This is a genomic window from Candidatus Paceibacterota bacterium (genome assembly GCA_035452965.1).
In the GTDB taxonomy this organism is placed as follows: Bacteria; Verrucomicrobiota; Verrucomicrobiia; order Limisphaerales; family UBA8199; genus UBA8199.
In genome coordinates this window covers 14515-36445 of record DAOTCE010000009.1, presented here as the reverse complement: position 1 = coordinate 36445, position 21931 = coordinate 14515, and the positions used below count along the sequence as shown (strand labels likewise).

Below are 21931 nucleotides of genomic sequence, written 5' to 3'. Positions count from 1 at the left end.
TTCTTGTAGCTATGACACGAAACACTGATTCCGAAACGGTGCGGCAGAAGGTCCGCGAAGGTTACGGCAAAATCGCCGAGAGCGGCGGTTCGTGCTGCGGCCCGTCGCCGACGTGCTGCGGTTCAACACCGGTGGCGTCCGAGGACCTGGCCAGGCACATTGGCTACACTCCGGAAGAATTGGCTGCGCTCCCGGAGGGGGCGAACATGGGCCTTTCCTGCGGGAATCCCAACGCGCTCGCCGCGCTCCAGCCGGGCGAAATCGTGCTGGACCTGGGCGCGGGGGGAGGATTCGACGTGTTCATTGCCGGGAAGAAAGTTGGAACGACTGGGCGGGCCATCGGCGTGGACATGACGGCGGAGATGCTGGCCAAGGCCCGGAAGAACATTGCGACCTATCGAGAGCGGACGGGGCTGGACAACGTGGAATTTCGGCTCGGGGAAATCGAGCATCTGCCGGTGGCGGACAACTCGGTGGATGCGGTCATTTCCAACTGCGTCATCAACCTTTCGCCTGATAAGCCGCAGGTGTGGCGGGAGATCGCGCGCGTGCTCAAGCCGATTGGGCGCGTGGCGGTATCTGACTTGGCGCTGCTCAAACCGCTACCGCCAGCAGTGGCCGAAAGCGTGGAAGCGTTGGTGGGTTGTGTGGCCGGCGCGGTGCTCGTATCTGAGACGGAGCAGATGGCGCGGGAGGCTGGGCTGGGAGACATCGTGCTCAAGCCGAAGTCCGCTTACATAGACGGCATGGTGGATTGGCAAGACCCGCTTTACCAAAAGATCATCGCTCACCTTCCCGACGGGACGAAGCCGAGCGATTACGTGACCAGCCTGGAAATCACGGCGTGCAAGCCCGCGCAAACGGATTCCCGCTCCCTCAAGACCCAAGGGGTGAGCGAGCCGGTGCGCAGGTTGGAGATATTTGACCCGGCCATGTGCTGTTCGACTGGCGTGTGCGGGCCGGAGGTTGATCCGAAGCTGGTGCGGTTTGCGGCCGACGTGAAATGGGTGCAGGAACAAGGCGTGGAAGTGCAGCGCTTCAATCTCTCGCAGAATCCCGCCGCGTTCGTTGAGAACGAATTGGTCAAGACCGCACTCACCGAAAGGGGCGAAGCCGCACTGCCCTTGTTACTCGTGGGCGACCGGGTGCTAGCCAGCGGGCATTATCCGGAGCGCGATCAATTGAGAGCGGCGCTGAACCTAGCGAACGGCGCGAACAGCATTTTCAGTCCGGCCGTGGCGGAACTCGTGGCCATCGGCGCGGCGATTGCCGCCAACTGCGAGCCGTGCCTCAAGTATCACTATCGGCAGGCGCAATTGTTGGATGTTTCCAAAGCAGACATGGCAAGCGCGGTGAGCATGGCTGCCAGGGTGAAGGATTCTCCGCATCAGGCGATCCTCCGACTCGCTGACAAGCTAACCGGAGCCGGACTCGGCAATCCCGCGACGGCTGCCGATCCATGCTGTGGAGACAAGCCAGACGCTCATTCGCCGGGCGCAAACAAGTGTTGTGGTTAGAAAGAAACAACGAAACCAGGAGCAAAGACAAATGAAAGCACCGAACGAGGACGGGAAACCGGCCGACAACATGGAATTACTGAAACAACAGGCCTCGGCTTGTGGGGCTGATTGCGGGTGCCACTCCCGCGGCGCTGCCGGAGGAACCCGCTGGGTAGTTGGCGCCCTGGTGCTGGTGGCAGCGGGCGCGTTGGTGGTGCGAGCCATGATCAAGAATGGTGGGGCGTCAGCGGAGACAACCGCACCGGCCTTTGCATCGCTCGACGGGTCGCAGACGCCCACCGGCAATAGTGCCCCCGCCGCGAAGCCCGCCGAAGCTGCCGATGCGGCACAATCAATTGTGGGCACGAGCCTCGGGGCGCTCGCCGAACTGAACACGGTGGCGGCCAAGACCGACGCGGTGTTCGTTTATCTCCCTGGGAAGGAGGGCACAACTGGCAATCCCCCCTCGACGCCGATGAACGGGGCGGTGCGTCTGATCGAGGCCCAAGGCAAGAAGTGCGCTCTCTTTACGTTGAAGGCGGGCACGCAGGATTACGACCAGATCGCAAAGCAGATGTCCGTGCCGGGCGTTCTGGCGATGGTCAAGGGGCGCGGCATGAGCGCCGTTTCCGGCGAGATCACCGAATCGAAACTGGTGCAGGGATTCCTCGCTGCTTCGAGCGCGGGCGGGTGCGGTCCATCTGCCGCCGCAGGTTGCTGCCCCAAGTGAGGCTAGTAAGGAGCGCTCCCAATGACTCAGTGGGTTACCGAAACACTCCAATCGGCCAGCATGGGACCGGCGGCCTTGCCGCTGGCTTTTCTGCTGGGATTGGTGAGCGCCCTGGCCAGCGCTTGTTGCACCTTGCCCGCGATGGGGATGCTGGTGGCCTACTCGGGCACGCGTGCAGACGCCAACCGGCAGACAGCCTTCGCCTCCGCGCTCTCGTTCATGATCGGCACCACGCTGGCGCTGATTGTTCTGGGATTCGTCGCAGGGTTTGTGGGACAGGCTGCGCAAGCGCTGCTTGGCAGATACTGGAAGCTGTTTGCGGGTGTTATCGCGGTTGTCCTGGGATTGGCCGCACTCAAGTTATTGCCGCTGAAACTGCCGCAACTGGTTCGCAAGACTGAAACGCAATCCGCTGTCCACGGGATGCTGGGCACGGTGGTTGTTGGGTTGCTGATGGGCGGCGGCGTGGCGGCAGCCTCGCTGCCGTGCAATCCTGGAATCTTCATCGTCATCGGTGCCAGCATATTGATGGGGCACATTCTCTGGGGCATGGTCCTGATGGCAGCGTTTGGTGTGGGTTTCAGCCTGCCGCTCGGGGCCATCCTGTTCGGTGTGGCGTTCGGCAAAACATCCCTCAAGGCACAGAAGGCAGAGGCGGCAATCCGAGTCGTCGCGGGCGTGCTGCTGGTCGTCGCGGGATTCTATTTGTTGGCGACATTCTGAGAGAGGAAGCCGCAATGACACGCATAGTTAACAAGACAGTGAAGCTGGAGGTGTTTGATCCGCCCATGTGCTGTTCGTCGGGCGTCTGCGGGCCGAACGTGGACACGAAACTCGTTCAGTTCAGCGCCGCGTTGGAATGGCTTCGCAACCAAGGCGTCCAGGTGGAGCGCTACAATCCCAGCCATCAATACGAGGCGTTTGCCGGCAACGCGACCGTAGTAAAAGCGGTGAACGATCACGGGACAAGCTGCCTGCCTTTGATTCTGCTCAACGGCAACATTGTCGGCCACAACAGCTATCCCAACCGGGAGGAACTCGCGGCCATCGTCGGCCTTGAGCGCGCGGCCACGCCGGTTCGCGCCGACCGAAATGCTTTATGACTACCATGGATACGAAATCCCCGGCAAAGCCCGCTGCTTCCTTCAGCGCCTTTGTGGACGCGCCCAACCGTTTTCTCTTTTTCACCGGCAAGGGCGGCGTCGGAAAAACCTCGCTGGCCTGCGCTTCCGCCATCGCCCTGGCTGATCAGGGCAAGCGCGTTTTACTCGTGAGCACCGACCCGGCTTCCAATCTCGACGAAGTGCTGGGCCAGAAACTCGACGGCGCGCCCACGCCGATTCCCGGTGTGCCGAATCTTTTGGCGTTGAACATTGACCCGGAAGCCGCCGCCCACGCTTACCGCGAGCGACTCGTCGGTCCGTATCGCGGCAAACTGCCGGACGCCATCGTGCGCGGCATGGAGGAACAACTCTCCGGCGCTTGCACGATGGAGATTGCCGCGTTTGATGAGTTTTCCCGATTGCTCGGCCAACCCGAAGCCACTGCCGAATTCGACCACGTCATTTTCGACACCGCGCCGACCGGGCACACACTGCGGCTCATGACGCTGCCGACGGCCTGGACCGGCTTTCTGGACACGAACACCACCGGCAACTCCTGTCTCGGACCGCTGGCAGGATTGCAGAAGCAACGGGTGATTTACGAAAGCGCCGTCGCGGCGTTGGCCGATGGCCAGCGAACGACTCTGGTGCTCGTGAGCCGCGCGCAGAAAGCCGCACTTGCCGAAGCCGAACGCACCAGCGGCGAACTCGCCGCCATTGGGGTGCGTAATCAACGGCTCATCCTGAACGGGCTGTTCAAAGCATCCGACTCCGACCCGGTTGCGCTGGCCTTGGAAAGTCGGGGAGCGAAAGCGTTGACGGCGGGCGCAACTTTCCTCGCACGGCTGCCCGTCACCGAAGTGCCGCTACGGGCGCACAATTTACTTGGCCTCCCGGCGCTGCGGGCGCTGGCGCAGGACGGCAACGGGTTTCTACCGGCATTGGCTCAAGCCGCTTCAGCACTATCTCTCCCTCGGCTGGAGTCGCTGACCGAATTGGTGGATGACTTTGCGAAGGCTGGACGGGGCGTCATCATGACGATGGGCAAAGGCGGCGTGGGTAAGACAACCATTGCGGCCGCCATCGCGACGGAACTCGCGCGACGCGGCTTCAAAGTGCATCTCAGCACGACTGACCCGGCGGCGCACGTCGCCGCAGCGGCGGGACACATCGAAGGTTTGCAGGTTAGCAGGATTGACCCGCAAGCCGAGACGCGCGCCTACGTCGAGCAGGTAATGAGCACCACCGGCAAGAGCCTCGACGCCAGCGGACGCGCCTTGCTCGAAGAAGATTTGCGCTCGCCCTGCACCGAAGAAATTGCAGTGTTCCGCGCCTTCGCCCGCACCGTGGCGCAGGGCGAAGACGCCTTTGTCGTGCTCGATACCGCACCCACTGGGCACACGCTGTTGCTCCTAGATGCGACCGAGGCGTATCACCGCGAAGTCGCCAAACGCGCCAGCGACATGCCCGAGGAGGTGCTGAACCTCCTGCCCCGGCTGCGCGACGCCAGCTTCACCCGCGTGCTCGTCGTCACGCTGCCCGAAGCCACCCCGGTTCACGAAGCTGCCGCGCTGCAAGACGATTTGCGCCGCGCCCAGATCGAGCCGTTCGCGTGGGTCATCAACCAAAGCTTCGCCGAAAGCGGCTCGCGCGACCCCTTGCTCGTGGCGCGCGGCGCGGATGAGTTGCCCTACATCCGGGAAGTCGCCGGCACATTCTCGTCGCGCACCGCCATCGTGGCTTGGGTCGCCGAAGAACCGGTAGGGCCGGAGAAGTTGCGACAGCTTTTTCACACCACAAATCTCAACTGACAAGGAATTGATATGACCACATACGTTTACGAAACCATTCCGGTAAAGGCCGGCGAGAAACCACGCTATTTCGAGATCAAACAGAACATGAACGCCAAGCCGCTGACGAAGCATCCGGAGACGGGCGTGGCGATTCGGCGAGTTGTGCTGGGCGGATTCGGCGTGCTCAGCGGCAAGAGCGCGGACAGCGGCTCGGGCGGCGGTTGTTGCTCCGGACCGGGTTGCTGCGGTTGAACCGGATTTCGAACGACGTGCCGTCGTGCGAGAGCAGTCCATTCCGTGAAATGAAACGAGTCCTTTTCTTCTGCGTTCACAACAGCGCCCGCAGCCAGATAGCGGAGGCGTGGCTGAAACAGATCGGCGGCAACGGCTTTGAAGTCGAAAGCGCCGGATTAGAGCCGGGCACATTGAAGCCTTCGGTGATTGTAGTCATGCAGGAAGCGAACATTGACATCTCCAAAAAGCAAACGCAGTCCGTTTTCGATCTCTTCAAGTCCGGGCGCACCTTCGATTACGTCATCGCGCTGTGCGACGAGATCAACGCCAAGCGTTGCCCGGTGTTTCCGGGTGCAGCGAAGATGCTGCTCTGGGATTTTCCTGAACGCCCCAAACAACAACAGGTGGCGGCGGAACAATTGGCGCACTATCGAGTCGTGCGTGGCCTCATCAAAGACCGAGTGACAGATTGGATAGCTGAGAAACCCTGACATTTACGATGAAAACGCAATCTGCCCCGCAGACTTCCACTCCAGCCCCTGAACCCAAACGCCTCGCGTTCTTTGAGCGCTACCTGACCGTGTGGGTGCTTGTCTGCATGGTGGTTGGCGTCGCTTTTGGCAAGCTATTGCCCGACCTCACCGCCACGTTGAGCAAGCTGGAGTGCGGCCAGGGCTCGCAAGTGAACGTGCCGATTGGGATTCTGCTCTGGCTAATGATTTACCCGATGATGCTCAAGGTGGATTTCACCGCCATCGGCGGCATCGCCAAAAGGCCTAAAGGTCTGGTGGTGACGTTGATCGTCAACTGGCTGGTGAAGCCGTTCAGCATGGCGCTGCTCGCGTGGTTGTTCATGCAGCACATCTTCTCTGCGTGGGTCACGCCCGAGATGGCGAAGGAATACACTGCCGGACTCATCATCCTGGCTGCCGCGCCCTGCACGGCGATGGTCTTTGTTTGGTCCTACCTTACCGACGGCGACCCTGTTTACACGCTCGTCCAGGTGGCGGTGAACGACCTCATCATGCTCGTGGCCTTCGCGCCGATCGTGATGTTCCTCTGCGGCGTGGCAAACGTCATCGTGCCGCCAAAAGTGCTCATCACGTCGGTGGTGGTGTTCATCGTGATCCCGCTGGCGGCGGGTTGGCTGACGCGCACGTTGCTGCTCAAGTCGCACGGCAAGGAGTGGTTTGAGAAGAATTTCCTGCCGAAGTTCCATCCGGTGATGATGTGGGCGCTGCTGCTGACGCTGGTGCTGATCTTCGCGTTCCAGGCCGAGAATCTGACGACGAAATGGCTCGCTGTCATCTTACTGGCGATTCCGATTCTGATTCAGGTCTATTTCAACTCCAGCATCACGTATCTGATGATGCGCTGGCTCAAAGTCCCGCACAACGTCGCCTCGCCGGGGGCACTGATTGGCGCAAGCAACTTTTTTGAACTCGCCGTTGCCGTCGCCATCACGCTCTTCGGGGCAAGTTCGGGCGCGGCATTGGCGTGTGTGGTCGGTGTGTTGGTGGAAGTGCCCGTGATGCTCTCGGTCTGCAAAGTCTGCAACAATTCGCGGACTTGGTATGGCCGGAGCGTGGCGGCCACTTGAGGATTGGAAGTGTAGCTGGCACACCGATTGAGAAGTCGGCGGTGGAATGCTTGTGGCCGTGCTGACGGCCAAGACGCAATACAACCTCAAAAGCGCGCGGGAATACTTTGAGGAGCACCTTTGCGTCGGCGATTACTACGACGAGGGTCAGCGAGTATCTGGGGAATGGATCGGATCGGGCGCACAACGTCTCGGACTTGCTGGTCGCGTCCGTGCGGATGAGTTTCTTCGCCTGTGCGAGAATCAGCACCCCGCGACGGGCGAAACGCTGACTCAGCGACTGAACACCACTCGGGCTGATAGTGACGGCAACGCCGCGAACCGCCGGATTTTCTACGACTTCACCTTTTCCCCGCCAAAGTCGGTCTCACTGGCCGGATTTCTTGGCGAGGACGCTCGTGTGCTGGAAGCTCATGCGCGGGCTGTGAAGTCGGCATTGCGCGAGTTCGAGGCCTTCGCCTCGACACGCATCCGTCTCGATGGCGAGCATTCCGACCGGCGCACCGGGAACTTTACGGCTGCCTTGTTCACTCACGACACGTCACGGGCGCTTGATCCGCACCTGCATACCCACTGCATCGTTTTCAACGCAACTTTCGACGCTTCCGAGAATCGCTGGAAGGCGCTTCAGAACTACGAGTTGCTGCGCGCCCGTAAATTCGCTGAGAACGCTTACTACCATGAATTCGCCCGTGAGTTGCGTGGTTTCGGCTATCGTATTCGCAATCTGCCACGTGGTGATTTTCAAGTTGAGGGTATCCCGAATGAATTGTGCGATCGGTTTTCCAAACGGGATGCGGAAGTGGACAAGGCGCTGGCGAAGCTGCTGGCCGAGAAGCCAGAACTGGCTGGTGCAAACGTCGCGGGCCTGCGCGCTCGTCTGGCGACCGAAAAACGAACGCGGAAGCAAAAGGATTTGAGCCGCGATGAACTACGGAAGTTGTGGAACGCGCAATTGAGCCAAGCGGAACGTGATCTTCTGCATGGACTGACAAAGGCTGTGACGAGGGATGAAAAGCAACGAGAGGCCGTGTCCATCGTCGAGGCGGTTCAATGGGCGGAGGACCACCTGTTCGACCGCAACTCGGTCGTGCTGGAATGCCAAGTATGGCAGGAGGCGTTGGGTCGTGCGCGCGGCGAGAAGTTCTCCGTCGCCGAACTCAAGACGTTCACCGAACAGCGTGGTTACATCCGGGATGCGGAGCGCCCGAGCGAAATCACAAAGCGCGACGTGCTACTGCGGGAATGGGAAATTGTTCAGACCGCGAAGGAGGGGGTTGGACATTGTTGGCCTTTGGTGGCGAATCCACTGCCTTCAAATCCCAAACTCGATGACGAGCAACGAAAGGCTATTGAAGGGTTGCTCGCCTCGACGAATCTCGTCTCTGTCTTTCGTGGTGGCGCGGGAACAGGGAAAAGTTTCGTGCTGCATGAACTCGTCGAGCAACTGCGTCAGGCAGGACGGTCGGTTGCCGTTCTTGCACCGCAACGCCAACAGGTCGTGGACATGGAGAAGGCGGGATTCCCGTCGCCTGCCACGGTCGCCAGTTTTCTTGCCAAAGGGGAATTGGCGGAACGTGTGGTCGTCGTCGTGGACGAAGCTGGCCAGATTGGCGGACGCCAGATGCTCGAACTGCTTCGCCTCGCCGGCTCACGAAATGCGCGGGTAATCCTGTCTGGTGACACCCGGCAACACGGAGCGGTTGAGGCTTCAGATGCGCTCCTTGCGATTGAGCGCCATGCCGGCGTCAGGTCAGTCGAGTTGCGCAAGATTCGCCGACAAGATCCCGAACTCGCTCGCAACTTGGAGGAGCGGACGCTCATCAAGGGCTATCGGAAGGCCGTCGAGTTGGCAGCGGCAGGCAAGATGGGGGAATCCTTCGAGTGCCTCGACAAGATGGGGGTGGTCGTGGCGTGCGGCTTGGGTGAGCAAGCGGACAAACTTGCCGACGAATATCTCCGGCTCACGGAACAAAATGCCTCGGCGGTGGTGGTGTCGCAGACCTGGGCGGAAGTTCACCGGGTCAACTCGCGTGTGCGCGATGCGCTCAAAGCCAAGGGACTGCTTGGCGCAAACGACTCCACAGTTCAGTTGCTCGAACGAGTGGACCTAACCAACGCGCAAAAGCGCGATGAGCGGTTCTTTCCGCAAGATGCTGTTATTGTCTTCAACCAAAAGGTGCGCGAGGCCGAGCCTGGGGCGATGGGCAAGCTATCGGGAATCCTCAAGTCCGGGCTGTTGGTTGAAGTCGGCGGGCGGTTTGTCACCGTCTCAACCAAGATGCTCGACCGCATCTCGGTCTGCCAGTCGCGCGAGATCGCGGTGGCAACCGGCGACAGGCTGCACCTGAAAGCTAATCGCAAGCTGGCCTCCGGTGGACGTGTCACGAACGGGGAGCTGGTGGCGGTGAAGTCAGTTCGCTCCGACGGCGGCATTGAACTCACCGATGGTCGGGTCTTGGATGCGAGTTTCCGCGAATTCCTTCCCGGCTATGCTGTCACGTCTTACGGCTCGCAAGGCAAGACGGTGGATCACGTCCTGTTCTCCGACTCCACCATCAAGGCTGCGACCAATGCGCAACAGTGGTATGTGACCATCTCGCGGGGGCGGCGCGGCATCCGAATCTTTACCCCGGACAAAGAGCAGTTGCGCGAGAACGTCACGCGCTCCGGTCACAGGCCGCTGGCAATGGAACTCGCGGCCGGGTTAACTCCTCTTTCCGGCGTCCGTCTTTGGGATCGGCTGCACGGCTATATGCTGCGCTTTGGCCGTCGTGCCGCTAACAGCTTTTGTCGTCTGAGATTGTCCCGTCGTCGTCATCAACCCACTGAAACCTATGAGCACAAAGTCACCCGAATGTTGGGCGAGCGATCCGAACGCTCGCGCGGTCAAAATCGAAGTGTCGGCTGAACAAAGCCTGCTTCTGCCTTTCGATCAGTTCGCCTTCGCTGAACTCAAGAACGAAGGGAAGGAGCAGCGTCTCCGATTGGTCTTCGCCACGCACGAGGTCTTGATTCGCGGCCACTCCCTGCGCCGCATCGAAACCGGGATGCAGCGGATGGAACTGTCCTTCCTGATGGCATTGCCGCCAAATCAGCGATCACTCGTGCCGGACGGCCAGCCCGTAGTTCGTGAGATCCTCGTCACCGAAGCTGAGAAGGAGCGGGAGCGACCTCCAAGCGGCTCGGAATGATCCGTCCGCCGAACACAATTCCTCATATGCTTTGAGGATTGATGTGCCATGAGGATGAAAATGGCTTCCAATTGCGGAAGCCGAGAGCGGCTAGCTGTAAAAGTAGCCAAGACTGCGAAGACTGCTGTGGTTTGGGTTTCCAACGACGATGTGATCGAGAACTTCGATTTTGAGAAGTTGGCCCGCTCGAATGAGGTCACGGGTGATTTTGATGTCGGCCTCGGATGGAGTCGGCTCGCCGCTCGGATGATTGTGCGCGATGATGATTGCGGCGGCGCTCGCCATGATGGCTAAACGGAATACCTCCCTGGGATGACAGAGAATGGTATCCATCGTTCCAATGGACACCAGGTAGTGGCCTTTGATACGGCGGCGGGTGTTAAGGATGAAGACCACCAGACATTCACATTCAGAATTGAAGTAAGGATGGGTCGCGATATGCGCTTTCCAATAGGCGGCTGCCTGATCCGGTGTCTCGCACTGTTGCATGGTGTCGGGTGTGGGACATTCCCGAAGTGATACGATTTTCCATTCCTGCGGTTGAGCCGGGAATTTGATGGGCTTGACGATGTTGTTCGCGGGCTGCGGAGCGATGGTGAGGCATCCAGTGGAGATGAGGTCTTCCGTTGTGTTCATGTTTTGCGTTTCGTTCTGAAGGAGCGGGACTGCTCTCTTCACCTGCCCCGAGAGAGCAGCCCCGCTCCTGGCGAAACGCACCCGCCTGTGCCCGCGCCGCCGGGCGGCGGAGCATCAGCAACGGAGTGACAGCGGGCGGAAAAATGTTCCGACCGCTGGCGCGAGGTTGCGCGGAGCAACCAGAGGCGCGGGCACGGGCGGGATGAACACTACGGATTACCTCATCGGCGGATGCCGGGCATGCGCTGCATCCTCTTCGACGAATCTGACACTCTGACCACCACTGAGGCAATGATGCGACGTTGCGGACGCATGTCGCAGGATTGCCCCGATTTCACGTGGTTTTCGGTGGGTTTTAGTGCCAGCAAAAGTGCCAGCAACGCCTCACTGAACGGGTTGTTTCCTCCTAATTGGTGAGTAATGGCAGAGTAATCAGCGACTTGACGAAACGCCGGAAAACGCCCATTTTACAGGCGGTTTCGTTGCCTGTCACGCGACGGGCCTGTGAGTGCGGGAGTTATGATTGAATGGGCTGGTGCGACCGAAGCACCAAAACCTGTTCGATTCCGACCCTCGCCTCCATCTCTAAGTGCTGTAGCACCAAGGAGTTAGGAAGCTAGGGGTCCACAACGGACACCAAAACGGACACCAACTTTACTACTCCGTCAGGATTCAGCGTAACGGGCTTTTACTCGCCCACTACCCGCTGAGTACTCGGAACCGGTCAGGATTATTCTCGCCGTTGTGAGAATAACAATGAAGACCCGTTACCGTTTAATCCACCGTGGCACCCGCGGCGGAATGTTCTACTGCGTGGACAAGCTCACCGGCAAACGCACCAGCCTCAAGACCACCAACAAGGACGAGGCCCAGCAGATTGTCGACGCGAAGAATAATTCCCTTCGTCAGCCCGTCCTCAATCTGCAAATCGCCAAGGCGTACCTCGCCGGCAGCGACAACGGCGTTGCCACGCGCACCTGGCGGCAAGCGTTGGAGAGCCTTACGAGCACGAAGCGGGGCGCCAACCAGGACCGCTGGCGCAGCGTCGCCAAGGACGAGGCACTCGCACCACTCCTGCCGCGCGTGATCATCGAGACGCAGGGCGAAGTGCTGTTGAAAGCGCTGGAGGTCGGAACCGTTTCCACCAACGTCTTCCTCCGCCGCCTGCACAACTTCTGCGTGGACATGAACTGGCTGCCCTGGCCGCTCGTCCCGAAACGCCAATGGCCCGCAGTGAAGTACAAGGAGAAACGCGGCATCACGTTAGAAGAGCACCAGAAGATCATTGCCGCTGAAGTGAACCCCGAGCGCAAGACCCTCTACCAGTTGTGCTGGCACCTCGGCGCCAGCCAGGGCGACATCGCGGCTTTGAAAGGCGAAGACGTGGATTGGCAGAACGGCACGGTGAGCTTCACCCGTAAAAAGACCGGCGTGCCGGTCCTGATCCACCTGGGCACGGAGGCGCTGAATCTGTTCAAGGACCTGCCGTCTGAAGGGCCGTTGTTCCCGTATCTGTCGCGCGTCCGTGCCGGCGACCGCGCAACCGAGTTTGGTCAGCGTTGCCGCCAGCTTGGCATCACTGGCGTGACGCTCCACTGTTATCGCTACGCGTGGGCCGAGCGAGCGAAAATCGTCGGCTATCCCGAACGTTACGCTCAGGAGGCTCTAGGGCACAACAGCAAGGCCGTACATCGCGCCTACGCGAAACGTGCCCTGATGAAACTCCCGTCCCTCGAGGATTACGAGCAGCAGGCAGCGGAGAAGGCCAAAGCGGCGGCGTGAGCCTCCGGGACTCGCGGGGCACTGTCCAGCAGTGCCCCGCGGAAGTTCTACCAAACGGAGGTTAGTTGCGGGCCGCTGCGGCGACGGCGCTCTCGGCAATGATCGGCCGCTCGCCCAGGCCTGGGACCCTTTGTCTCCGCCTGGCCGCGTTCTTATTCTGCCAGTGCTGGTTCAGCGCACTCGTGACCTTGGCGAGCCAAGTCCGGTCCTTGGCCTGCTCCAGAACCTCCAGCGTCGCGAAGTACTTGACGCTGTTCGGCGGTGGATTGCCCAGCGGCTTGAGCAGGCGCGCTCCGACAAGAATCGGCACATCATGCGCCTGACAGTTCAGCACCCAGGCCGCCTGCTCCGAATTGAGCCGCGCCGGCAATTGCCCGAGCAGCGTTAGGAAACGATGTTGATCTTCTCTCATGGCAGCAAAGACAGGGTTGAACCTACGCCGCCACGGCCTGCCCGGACGTCCGCTGCTGCTGCGCCTGCTGCACCCGCTGCGCAATCTCCTGCGCCGTCAGCCTCGCCGCCGGATTGTCGCTGAGCTGCTCCACCAGTCCGGACACCGTCGTAAACACGCCTGCCTCCTTCTGGTGATCCATCAACCACTTCACGAACTGCGCGTCCGCCGCTTGCCCCTGCGGCGTGGTAGTGAGAATGGCCCTCGCCGTCTCGACACCCTGCACCAGCGCCTCGTTGACCTTCCGGTTGCGCACCTGTCGGTAACCATGATACAGCCCCGCCAGGGCCAGCGCCACGATGCTGCCGATGCCCGGCGCAAACGTGTTGACGATGGACCCCGTGGCCTCGATCGTCGCGAGCGCCTCCGGCTTGGCGACCAGGTTGGTCACCGGCACCTGCACGACGTTCGTGTAGAACACCGGCACGAAGTTGGTCACCACCGCCGAGACCAAATTCGTCGCCACGGGCTCACGCGCCAGATAGCCAGCCACCGCGCCAGTCGTCGCGTTGGTCATATACACGATGTTGGTCCGCTCCGTCACCACGGGCACCGTGTTCGTCACCACGACCATATTCGTGAACACATGCACCACCGGCGCATTGGTCCACGTCACTTCCTGTTTATACGCCCGGTCCAAAGTTGAGCATCCGCTCAAGCCATTGACCGCCAACAATGCCGCAACAACCATCACGGCCGCACCACACCACATACCGCGCTTCGTAGTTTTCATCGTCGTTTTCTCCTGCAGGAGCACCTGAGTTCATCCCGGCACTCCTCCAAAACCTTTGTGTTGTTGTCCAGGCACACCACCAGTTTGCCGTTCATCGCGCTCTGCTCAGCCACGACGCCCCGCAAACTCTCCTGATAGCACTCCCGGGATTGGCGGTGGTCTTCGAGCAGCCGCTCATGCTGTTTCACGAAGTAACGCATGACCCAGATACCGAAGAGCCCGATCACCACCAGGCTGGCGATAAAGAGCCAGCGATCATCCTTTGCCGCTGCGTGGTCCACGCCTCGCAGAAATTCACTCAGGTTCATGTTCGTCATGGCACCATCACTCGCTCCATCAGGAGCCGATTCACGCGGAAGAACTCCGCTCTGTTCGTCGCCGGAAACCACGTCGCCTCACCCGTCACACTTCCCCAAGTCACCAGGTTCGTGCTCCGCCCAAAGACCGGCGCCAGCCTCACCCAAGTCTTGCCCGCCATCGCCGGCGGCAAGGGCTTGCTCTCCCAGGACACTTCACTGCTGAAGTCAGACTCCAGCCCGTTGGTGTCGTACGCCGTCGCCGCAAAGAACCAACGCCCACGATGCGGCAACACAACGGATTGCGTCAGGACCAGCCCCGCGTTGGTCACGAACTGATACGAGCGCGTATTCGTGCCGTAGTAGAGCCTGTAGCCCGACACCGCCCCCGACGGGGATGGATCCCAAGCCAGCGTCAGGACCTGACCGCCCGCGGCCACGGCACACACCAAGACCAGCGTTGTCCAGAACCACTTCATACTCTCACCAGCCGCACGCTGCCGCTGCCGCCCTGGATCAACGCGCCGTACTTCGCCAGCATCGCTTGCGCAACCCGCGACATAATCGGCCGTGTGTCCTCCTTGCTGTAGGTCGTGCTGCTCTGCGAGCTCGACCCGCCGGCTGAGTCGTGCGACGCCGTGCTGGTTTGCGTGGAGCTGATCCCCTCGCCCGGCGGCGCAGCCGTCCGGTCCACGATCAAGAGTTCTCGCGCCATCTCGCACACCGCCGACGCCACCCCCGCCGGCACTTCATCATTCGGCACGAAGCTGCTCAACACTGGCGACTGCAGCGAGCTCGTCACCGCGTTCCGATCCGGGTCCGGGCACCGCTCCCGCGGCCACTGCAACGCCTGCGTCTCATGCGCGCGATAGCCATTGAACTGGAATTGCGAATCCACCAGCCGCGTCGCCATCACCAGCGCTGCCGCTTTCGTGCCCGACGTCGCCGCCGTCCACGCCGTCCCATACAGATGACCCTCGAAATAGGCATCCCCATCCGCCACGCTCGCGTAGCTGTTGGCGTCCACCTTCCCCGTGCCATCCTCTTTGATCAGTGTCAGTGCCATAGCTCAAAACCTCCTCACCAGGTCCACCAGCGCCTCACCGAACCGCTCGCGCGTGAACGCAAAGCGCTCCGTCCACCACGTCGCCACCCGCGCCGTGTTCAACTCGATTGCCACCAGCGTCCCATCCGGCTTCCGCATCAAGTCCACGCTTACATACCCCAAGCCCGCCTGCGTTAACTCCCGGCTCAGCCGCCGCAGCTCCTCCCTCTCCGCTTCGCCGAACTCCACCAACCCCCGATGCCGCTCATCCGGCGCGACCCGATCATCCCGATACACCGCCAGGCGCCGATACCCATCCGGCGTCTCATCGTTCGCAAGCAACCGGTCGCGCAGCGGCGCCTTCTTCAGCACGTAGCCGATCATGATCCGCCCCGCGAACAGGTCCGCCTTAAACACCCGCCCATCGTCTTCGTTCACCTCACGGCATACGATGTCTTTGGCCGTGTCCCACGTCACATAGCGGGCCTGATTCCGCGTCAGCACATGCCAGCCCGCGCCCCCATCCACATACGACCGCTTCACGATCAGCCGATCCACACCCCACGTGTCGAACAGCGCCAATCCCTCCGCCTGGCTCCCAACGAGCTTCCACTCCATCACCGGAAAATCCCGCTCCGCCAGCCAGGTCAGTTGCTCCGGCCGCGACCATCGCCGGCCGCCAAGCACCCGCCCGGGCAGCGCACCGCGCACCGCCGCCGGCACCACGTCATGGCTCACCAGCGCGTCGTAACCGCTGACGTCGAGATCGTCCGCCTTCACACCCGTCCGCACATCAGTCTCGAACTCCGCCGCTCGCAGCACCGTTTGCGCGTGCAGATACCGCGCTATCAGCGACCGCGCGGCGACATAGGAATGCAGCAGGATCTTCATGCCCCTCCCGCAAGCTGCGCGCTGACCTCATTCGACCGCGCCGATTCGCCGCCCTCGCCGAAGGCCACCACGTACCACGTGTAATACACGCCGTATTCCACGTCGAAGTCACCGTACGCTGTCATGTCCGCGTCAGGTTCAAACACGATGTAGTACTCCTCGTTGAACGCCTTCCGGTACAACCGGAATCCCGCCTCGTTGCTGGAGTTGTCCTGCCAAATCAGGATGAAGAACCCCTCTTCCACCGACACGCTCAGGTTGCTCGGCGCATTCGGAGCCGGCACCGCCGGCTGCGCTGACTGCCGCTCCCGTCGCCGGTCCGCCAGCCACGTTGCCAGCCACGCCCACCATCGGCGCGACATCCGCCGCGGCTTACCGCTCTCCCTGATGTGAGGCAGCTTTCTCATCGCTTGGGTTCGGCGACTCATCCTTTGGCACCACCGCTTTCTGCTCGCTCGGCACAGAGTCAACCGCAGGCTTGGCGTCCGCCGGGCCCTCCACCGGCAACAGCGGACGCCTCACCCGACGAATGATTGGAAGCAAACCGTCCATGCTTAGATTGCGTTCGCGCCGATCGCAATTTGCTTCCAGTTCGTGCCGTCACTGATCGCCAGGCACGGCACCGCACCAGTCCCCCCGGCGCTCAGATAAATGACACGGCGCGGATACTTCGCCGCCGTCACGCCCGCCGCCACCGCCGCGGCGACATTGGTGAAGGTCGGATACTGAATCTGCTCGCCGCTCCGAATCTTCTCGAAGCTGCGCGGAATCTCTTTGCCCATACGTGTGTCCTTTCAGGAAACGCAAGCGCCGGGGACGACTGCGTCCCCGGCTCATGCTCAGTTGTTGTGGGTGATCGCGACCAGCCGCACGTTCTTGTTCTCCCAGATCCGAACCCAGTTGCTGGAGGTCTCCAGCTCCGCGTTCGTCGGCGAGTCAGCAGCCACCGAAGCGCTGGTGAACTTCACCCCACGAGGATGCAGGATGTAGCGTCGCCGGTTAATGAGCACCGTGTCGCTGTCCAGCGGCACGCGCGCCATCTCCACACCCTCCGTGCCGTGCCCGCCTTGCAGCGGCGCGCCGTCCAGCGGCGAGATACCCTTCGCGAACGCGCCCTGGCCGAACAGGTAGGTCGTGTACACCGTGCCGTCAGTGCTGCCAGCCCGCGTCGGCAGGTTGTCATCCACGACCACACGCCGCCCCTGGAAGCTGGCCAGACTCGGCTTGCCCTGGCTGTCCGGCAGGAAGTCGATCAAGTCGAGCTTCTTGAGAGCAGCCTCCGTCGCCGAATGCATCGCCACCGCTGTCAGCCTCCCGCCCGCGTCACCCAGCTTCGCGCACGCATCCACGAACGTGGCGCCATTCAGCCGAGTGGTCGCCGAAGAACCAGCCACCGACTCCGAGTGAATCGCGAGCAGATTGCCCGACATGGACGCCGCAGCGAACATCCCCTTGAGGCAGGAGATAACCAGCCCCTCATCTGTCCGCGCCCAGTAGGCTGCCACCAGGTCCACGATCGCCTGCATCGGATCATCGCCCGAGATCACCTTCGCCAGGTGGTTCACACTCCACACCTGCGCATCATTGTGGATGCGGGCAATATCGGTATCCGCCGTGATCTTGTTCACCGTCAGCGATGCCGAATCGCTCAGCAATTGCCGCGTCGCAGTCAGGTCCTTCCAGAACGGCATCTTCACTTCGCGACCGCCGCCCTGTGCCAACTCATCAAACTCGGGCGCCACCTCGATGATGCCCGACTCGCCAAAGCGCGACAGTTCCGCTGTCCGCTCAATGGCATACTTCTCGAACTCCGTGGGGATGATAATGTCCGCCACTGCTGTCTTAGCCATATCTCACTCTCTCCGGTTGTGATCCTTGGTGGCCGGCACGCCAGTGCCTCAGGCCGCAGCCTTCAGCCGCGCCGCCAACTGCGGATCGGATTTCTGCAACTTCATTTGCTCCGTGAGGTTCCACGTTTCCTTGCGGAACGGATTCTTCACGGACTTGTTCCCGACTCCACCGGAGCCGTTGCTGGCGGCACCGCCGCCCGCATTCGATTCAAACAGATGAGGAGCGTCAGCAACCTGCTGCTCCACCCACTCATCCAAAGTCATAGGTGTGATGCCATCCTTCCCCACGCGCACTGTCTGACCATCGGCCTCGTAAGCGCGAGGAGCGCCATCCACCAAACGGAACACACTGCGCGCCCGGGCGGTGATGTCGGGAATTGCTGTAGGCCGCAGCCCCCGCTTCGTCGCCACCGTGATCACGCCCTGGTCAATCTGAATAGCCGTGAGCCGAGCATTCAACGAATCCCGCTCCGAAGTCACCGCCGCGAATTGCTTGTCCCATTCGCCCTTAGCGGTCTTGAGCCGATTCTCCATGACCTTCTCCACTTCGCCGCTCTTGATCTGCTGCGCTTCCTCGAGTCGCTGCTTTTCCTCAGCCAGCTTCCGCACCTGGTCCGGGTCGATGCCCTCGAAGCGCTTTTTCTGCTCCGCGAGCTGATTACTGAGCGCGATGTTGTTCGCGCGGAATTCATCCAGCTTCGCCTTCTCTTCCTTCATGTCCACGTCCAGGTGCCACGCACCTTCGCGCTCCACATACAGGCGAACATCCTCCGCCGGGATTTCCTTCAACGAATCGTATTTCTTTCTCAGTGCCATAGATCCTTCCTCACTTCGTTGCCGCCGACGTCAGTCGGCGCTGTTCCAGGCCCTCACCTGCAGCAGCCGCCTTCTTCGCGTCTTCGCGCCTTTGTTGTTCAATCAGTGCGGCCTCCTCCTCATTGGTTCTGCCCTCGGGTAGAACTTCACCCCGGCGGAACAACTCATGCATCGTGTCCTGGCTGATCGCTCCCGCCTGCCACGCCGCCACAATCGCCTGCACATCCTGACTTGCCAGACCCTTCGTGCTGAAATCCGTGTTGAGCTGCATCAACACTTGCGTATCGCTCACATCGTCCGGTAGCTCCTCTGTCGAGTTCCACCAATAGACCCAGCGCAACACTTGCGTCAGCGATTCGCTCACACTGAACGCAACACCACCGAGGATGCTGTATTCGCCGGACTGGCGTAGCTCGATTGCGGTCGCCGTCTCGCCCACGCGCTTTGCTTCCTCCAGCATCCGCGAGCCCAGGATCGTCATCAGCCGCTCGTCGCGATCCATCGCGCGCTCGAAGGTCTCCAACCCCTGACCTTTGAACTCCAGGAAGCCCGCATTCGCACCGGGAGTCTCACTCACCCACGCCTGGCTGGAACCAATCCTCAGGCTCGCGCCCTTATCAAACCCACTGACCCACGCCGTGGGCAGCGCGGTGAAATGCAGCCCATGCTTGAAATCAGCATCGAGGCGGTAGTGATCCAGATTGACGGCGATGATGTCCTCCAGCGGCCCGCGATCCACATCCGGCCGCGAATGACGCGGCCCATGGAACACAAACGGAATCAGCGGCAACGCCCGCCCCAGCCGACGCGGCACGCGCGATTCCATCAACACCCACTCCCGTTTCCCACGCCGCAACTTCCGCGAACCCGGATCAAGCTCCTGCCACAAGTCAACCCGACAAAACGGCTCGCCATTGTCATCCGCCACCAACCGCAGCACCCGAATTTGATCCACCATCCCCAGCTCGAACTCATCGCTGTCCGGGCGGGGCTTCGCGATGACCTGCTCCCGCAACACGACCAGCGTAGGCACATTCCGCCCATTCACCCGCTCCACCCGCCAGTTGATGATCTGCTCCGCCCGATAGAACACGGCATAAGCACGCTCCTCGGCTTCCGATTCCCAATCCACCAGTGTTCCGGCTCGCCCCAAACCGATCACATCGCCGACCACCATCTTCGCGTAGGCAGTCAACGACGTGCCCAGCATGTCGGCATCATTCGCGAACTCCTGCATCGCCAGCCCGAGACCGGAGTTGCCTTCCGGCAGCTTCACAAACGGAGGTCGGCGGAAGATCAAACCCTGGTAGGCTTCAGACGTGCGAGCCGTCGCGTTGAAGAACGAAGCCCGCTTCACATACGCCGCAAACTCCTCATCCGTCTGCGAATCCAACCGCGGGAGATAATGCTCACCCCCGGCCTTGACCGCATCCTCGCCGGCGAGGACATCACGCGCTCGCGACCAGTCCACGGCCGCGGCGTCGTAATCAGGATGAGTCGCATTGACTGCCATCGGCGCAACCTTAGCATCGCTTTTTGCCCTCTAACCGATGCTCCACTGGCCGTGTCATCACACGCTATCAGCAGCCATCCCCCGCCATCAGGAGTCGTCACTTTTCCCGAAAGAAACCGTTGACGACCTCCAGCACCGGGCACCGCTCCTGCCAGGCTCCGCGCCGGATTGCGCCTCGGCGGCGCAACCGGCGCTCCGCCTGCCAGTCGCTCACGACAGCACGGACGCCCGCGTCCGGCGCCCCCTCCGGCGCGGGATGCTGACGCAACCGCGCCTCCGGGGCCCGCCGTCCGCTACAACCCACACGACCGCCGCAGCCCCCTCCACCCACAGTGCTTACGCAATGTGGGTTCCGGGGTCCTGCGGCTCGCGCATGGACGATTCAACCAGCACTCCGCCGGCACGACCACCAACGCCAGCCGCGATCCCAACCACCCCGACCGCAGCCATCGCGCCAGCCCCGCAAAGACAATGTTAGTGGGGTGTTAATGGATGCGGGGCTGTCACGCTGGCTGCTCGCTCTGGGCAATTCGGATGTCGCAGCACGAGCCAACGTCCCACCGCTTCGCGACCACGAACGCCAGTCCCGGAACCAGCATCTCGCCACATCCAACGCGCCCCCGCTTCGCGCCGTCGACACGCCTTAACCAAGTCGAACGTCCGCGAGCAGTCAGCGCGCCAGTCGCCCCACCTCCCTCCCGCCTGTCACGCTGTCTGCTTCGCTCGTCTCAGTCTGGATGTCCCACCGCTTCGCGTCATCGAACGCAAGCAGCGGAACCAAAGCCCTGAGCAATTCCAACGCCCCCGGACCCGCTCCGTTCGGGCGCAGACACGATGCAGTAGTCGCGCCAGCCTCCCTTTCCCCCAACAGGCTGGCACGCCTACTGCAATAATTGGAATGCGCCCTGCCACTCGCTCCGGACGAAGACCAAGTCAGTTAAAACGACTCCTTCGGCCCGTCGGGCGTCTCGGGTTTTCCTACGCGTCCAGTGCTGCCCGCGTCCCTACCGCCCTGAAAATGCTCTCTCAAGAAAAAAGTGTGAGAGAGCATTTTCAGGTCGGTAGGGCCGCTAGGCGTTGGCATCTCCTGGTCGGCGTTCGTTGGGAGCGTTTTCAGTGTCGCGTTGCTGGGTTCTATTACCAGCGCGTTTCGTTGCCGGTGCAGTGGTGGGTTGCGTGTGGTCGGCCTCCTCAGTTTCGCCCTCGTCTCCCGTGGTGGCAGCCGTTCGTTTGGCAGTGGCTCGTTCTTTCCGGTTGGTTGCCTGCGCGCCGTCAGCGTCCTCCGTGGGCGGCTGAGTAGCCCATTTCTTCCCGTTCGCCTCCGATAACGGCCGACACAACTACGACCACAACGCCACCTCTCAACGCCGTGATAACTCTACGCTTCCTTCCAATGCTGTCTTGGAGACAGCATCTAAAACTCGAACGCTCTTCGTGCAATCCAACCAGGGGTTCTTTCAGAACCCCCATGTAAAACTTGGACGTCTTCACTGCGATCCAACGGCCTGGATTCGTCGAAACAGTCGCAGTGCAACCGAACGCCCGTCCCGTGAACCGAACACGCCACAGCAAATCAGCCACACTCCCTGGAGGAGTGTGGAACACATGGAAACCAAAAACTCTCTGGGTTTTTGAAAACCTACACCTGGACACCCGTGGAAACTCAGACCGCCAGAACGCAGACTCCAACCCCGGCCAGCGCATCACCAGTCCTAGCTACGGAAACGCTCTCAAGTTCGCTGGCCTCCGCTGCGGCCTGGTCATG

At 61.4% G+C, this 21931-nt stretch carries 23 protein-coding genes; 11 read left to right on the top strand and 12 right to left on the bottom strand.

Features of this window, described 5'->3' with window-relative positions; genetic code table 11:
• Positions 1-11: 11 nt before the first annotated feature.
• The 10 genes from arsD (P5205_09560) to P5205_09515 are packed head-to-tail and all read left to right on the top strand — an operon-like array spanning position 12 to position 10153.
• A complete protein-coding gene (arsD, locus tag P5205_09560) occupies positions 12-1517 on the top strand; it encodes an arsenite efflux transporter metallochaperone ArsD (GenBank protein HSA10604.1) in 1506 nt (501 codons plus the stop codon).
• A 31-nt stretch (positions 1518-1548) separates the two neighbouring features.
• A complete protein-coding gene (locus tag P5205_09555; protein ID HSA10603.1) occupies positions 1549-2229 on the top strand; it encodes a hypothetical protein in 681 nt (226 codons plus the stop codon).
• Positions 2230-2250: 21 nt separating this feature from the next.
• Entirely contained in the window at positions 2251-2952 is a 702-nt protein-coding gene (locus P5205_09550; protein HSA10602.1) for a cytochrome c biogenesis protein CcdA, read from the top strand.
• Between the two features lie 14 nt (positions 2953-2966).
• Positions 2967-3332 (top strand): arsenite efflux transporter metallochaperone ArsD, encoded by a 366-nt coding sequence (gene arsD / locus P5205_09545; GenBank protein HSA10601.1) that lies wholly within the window; start codon positions 2967-2969, stop codon positions 3330-3332.
• Positions 3333-3337: 5 nt separating this feature from the next.
• Positions 3338-5143, top strand: coding sequence for an arsenical pump-driving ATPase (gene arsA, locus P5205_09540; protein HSA10600.1), 1806 nt, complete (start codon positions 3338-3340; stop codon positions 5141-5143).
• Between the two features lie 12 nt (positions 5144-5155).
• Positions 5156-5377 carry a zinc ribbon domain-containing protein gene (locus P5205_09535; protein HSA10599.1) on the top strand — a complete coding sequence of 74 codons (222 nt, stop codon included), beginning with the start codon at positions 5156-5158 and terminating at the stop codon, positions 5375-5377.
• A gap of 50 nt (positions 5378-5427) precedes the next feature.
• Positions 5428-5850, top strand: a complete 423-nt coding sequence (locus P5205_09530) for an arsenate reductase ArsC (GenBank protein HSA10598.1) — start codon at positions 5428-5430, stop codon at positions 5848-5850.
• A gap of 8 nt (positions 5851-5858) precedes the next feature.
• Complete coding sequence (gene arsB, locus P5205_09525) at positions 5859-6959, top strand: ACR3 family arsenite efflux transporter (protein ID HSA10597.1); 1101 nt, start codon at positions 5859-5861, stop codon at positions 6957-6959.
• A 52-nt stretch (positions 6960-7011) separates the two neighbouring features.
• Complete coding sequence (gene mobF / locus P5205_09520) at positions 7012-9870, top strand: MobF family relaxase (protein ID HSA10596.1); 2859 nt, start codon at positions 7012-7014, stop codon at positions 9868-9870.
• Complete coding sequence (locus P5205_09515; protein ID HSA10595.1) at positions 9797-10153, top strand: hypothetical protein; 357 nt, start codon at positions 9797-9799, stop codon at positions 10151-10153. Before mobF ends, P5205_09515 begins: the two co-directional genes overlap by 74 nt.
• 90 nt (positions 10154-10243) lie before the next feature.
• Here the strand turns inward: P5205_09515 and P5205_09510 are convergent, their stop codons facing one another.
• Positions 10244-10789, bottom strand: coding sequence for a JAB domain-containing protein (locus P5205_09510; GenBank protein ID HSA10594.1), 546 nt, complete (start codon positions 10787-10789; stop codon positions 10244-10246).
• Between the two features lie 756 nt (positions 10790-11545).
• Here P5205_09510 and P5205_09505 point away from each other — a divergent pair.
• Entirely contained in the window at positions 11546-12571 is a 1026-nt protein-coding gene (locus P5205_09505) for a tyrosine-type recombinase/integrase (GenBank protein ID HSA10593.1), read from the top strand.
• 61 nt (positions 12572-12632) lie between these two features.
• Here the strand turns inward: P5205_09505 and P5205_09500 are convergent, their stop codons facing one another.
• The 11 genes from P5205_09500 to P5205_09450 form a co-directional block, all read right to left on the bottom strand.
• On the bottom strand, positions 12633-12983 hold the full coding sequence (locus P5205_09500; GenBank protein HSA10592.1) for a hypothetical protein: 351 nt from the start codon (positions 12981-12983) through the stop codon (positions 12633-12635).
• A gap of 22 nt (positions 12984-13005) precedes the next feature.
• On the bottom strand, positions 13006-13755 hold the full coding sequence (locus P5205_09495) for a hypothetical protein (protein ID HSA10591.1): 750 nt from the start codon (positions 13753-13755) through the stop codon (positions 13006-13008).
• A complete protein-coding gene (locus tag P5205_09490) occupies positions 13752-14063 on the bottom strand; it encodes a hypothetical protein (GenBank protein ID HSA10590.1) in 312 nt (103 codons plus the stop codon). Before P5205_09490 ends, P5205_09495 begins: the two co-directional genes overlap by 4 nt.
• A 5-nt stretch (positions 14064-14068) precedes the next feature.
• Complete coding sequence (locus tag P5205_09485; GenBank protein HSA10589.1) at positions 14069-14530, bottom strand: hypothetical protein; 462 nt, start codon at positions 14528-14530, stop codon at positions 14069-14071.
• Positions 14527-15117, bottom strand: a complete 591-nt coding sequence (locus P5205_09480; GenBank protein HSA10588.1) for a hypothetical protein — start codon at positions 15115-15117, stop codon at positions 14527-14529. Before P5205_09480 ends, P5205_09485 begins: the two co-directional genes overlap by 4 nt.
• Before the next feature lie 3 nt (positions 15118-15120).
• Entirely contained in the window at positions 15121-15987 is an 867-nt protein-coding gene (locus P5205_09475) for a hypothetical protein (protein HSA10587.1), read from the bottom strand.
• A complete protein-coding gene (locus P5205_09470) occupies positions 15984-16394 on the bottom strand; it encodes a fibronectin type III domain-containing protein (protein ID HSA10586.1) in 411 nt (136 codons plus the stop codon). The genes P5205_09475 and P5205_09470 overlap by 4 nt, the downstream gene beginning before the upstream one ends.
• A gap of 147 nt (positions 16395-16541) precedes the next feature.
• Positions 16542-16769 (bottom strand): hypothetical protein, encoded by a 228-nt coding sequence (locus P5205_09465; protein ID HSA10585.1) that lies wholly within the window; start codon positions 16767-16769, stop codon positions 16542-16544.
• 57 nt (positions 16770-16826) lie between these two features.
• Positions 16827-17837: a hypothetical protein gene (locus P5205_09460; GenBank protein ID HSA10584.1), complete on the bottom strand. Its 1011-nt coding sequence runs from the start codon at positions 17835-17837 to the stop codon at positions 16827-16829.
• Positions 17838-17885: 48 nt separating this feature from the next.
• Positions 17886-18653: a hypothetical protein gene (locus P5205_09455; GenBank protein ID HSA10583.1), complete on the bottom strand. Its 768-nt coding sequence runs from the start codon at positions 18651-18653 to the stop codon at positions 17886-17888.
• Between the two features lie 10 nt (positions 18654-18663).
• Complete coding sequence (locus P5205_09450) at positions 18664-20166, bottom strand: DUF4055 domain-containing protein (protein ID HSA10582.1); 1503 nt, start codon at positions 20164-20166, stop codon at positions 18664-18666.
• Between the last annotated feature and the right edge of the window lie 1765 nt (positions 20167-21931).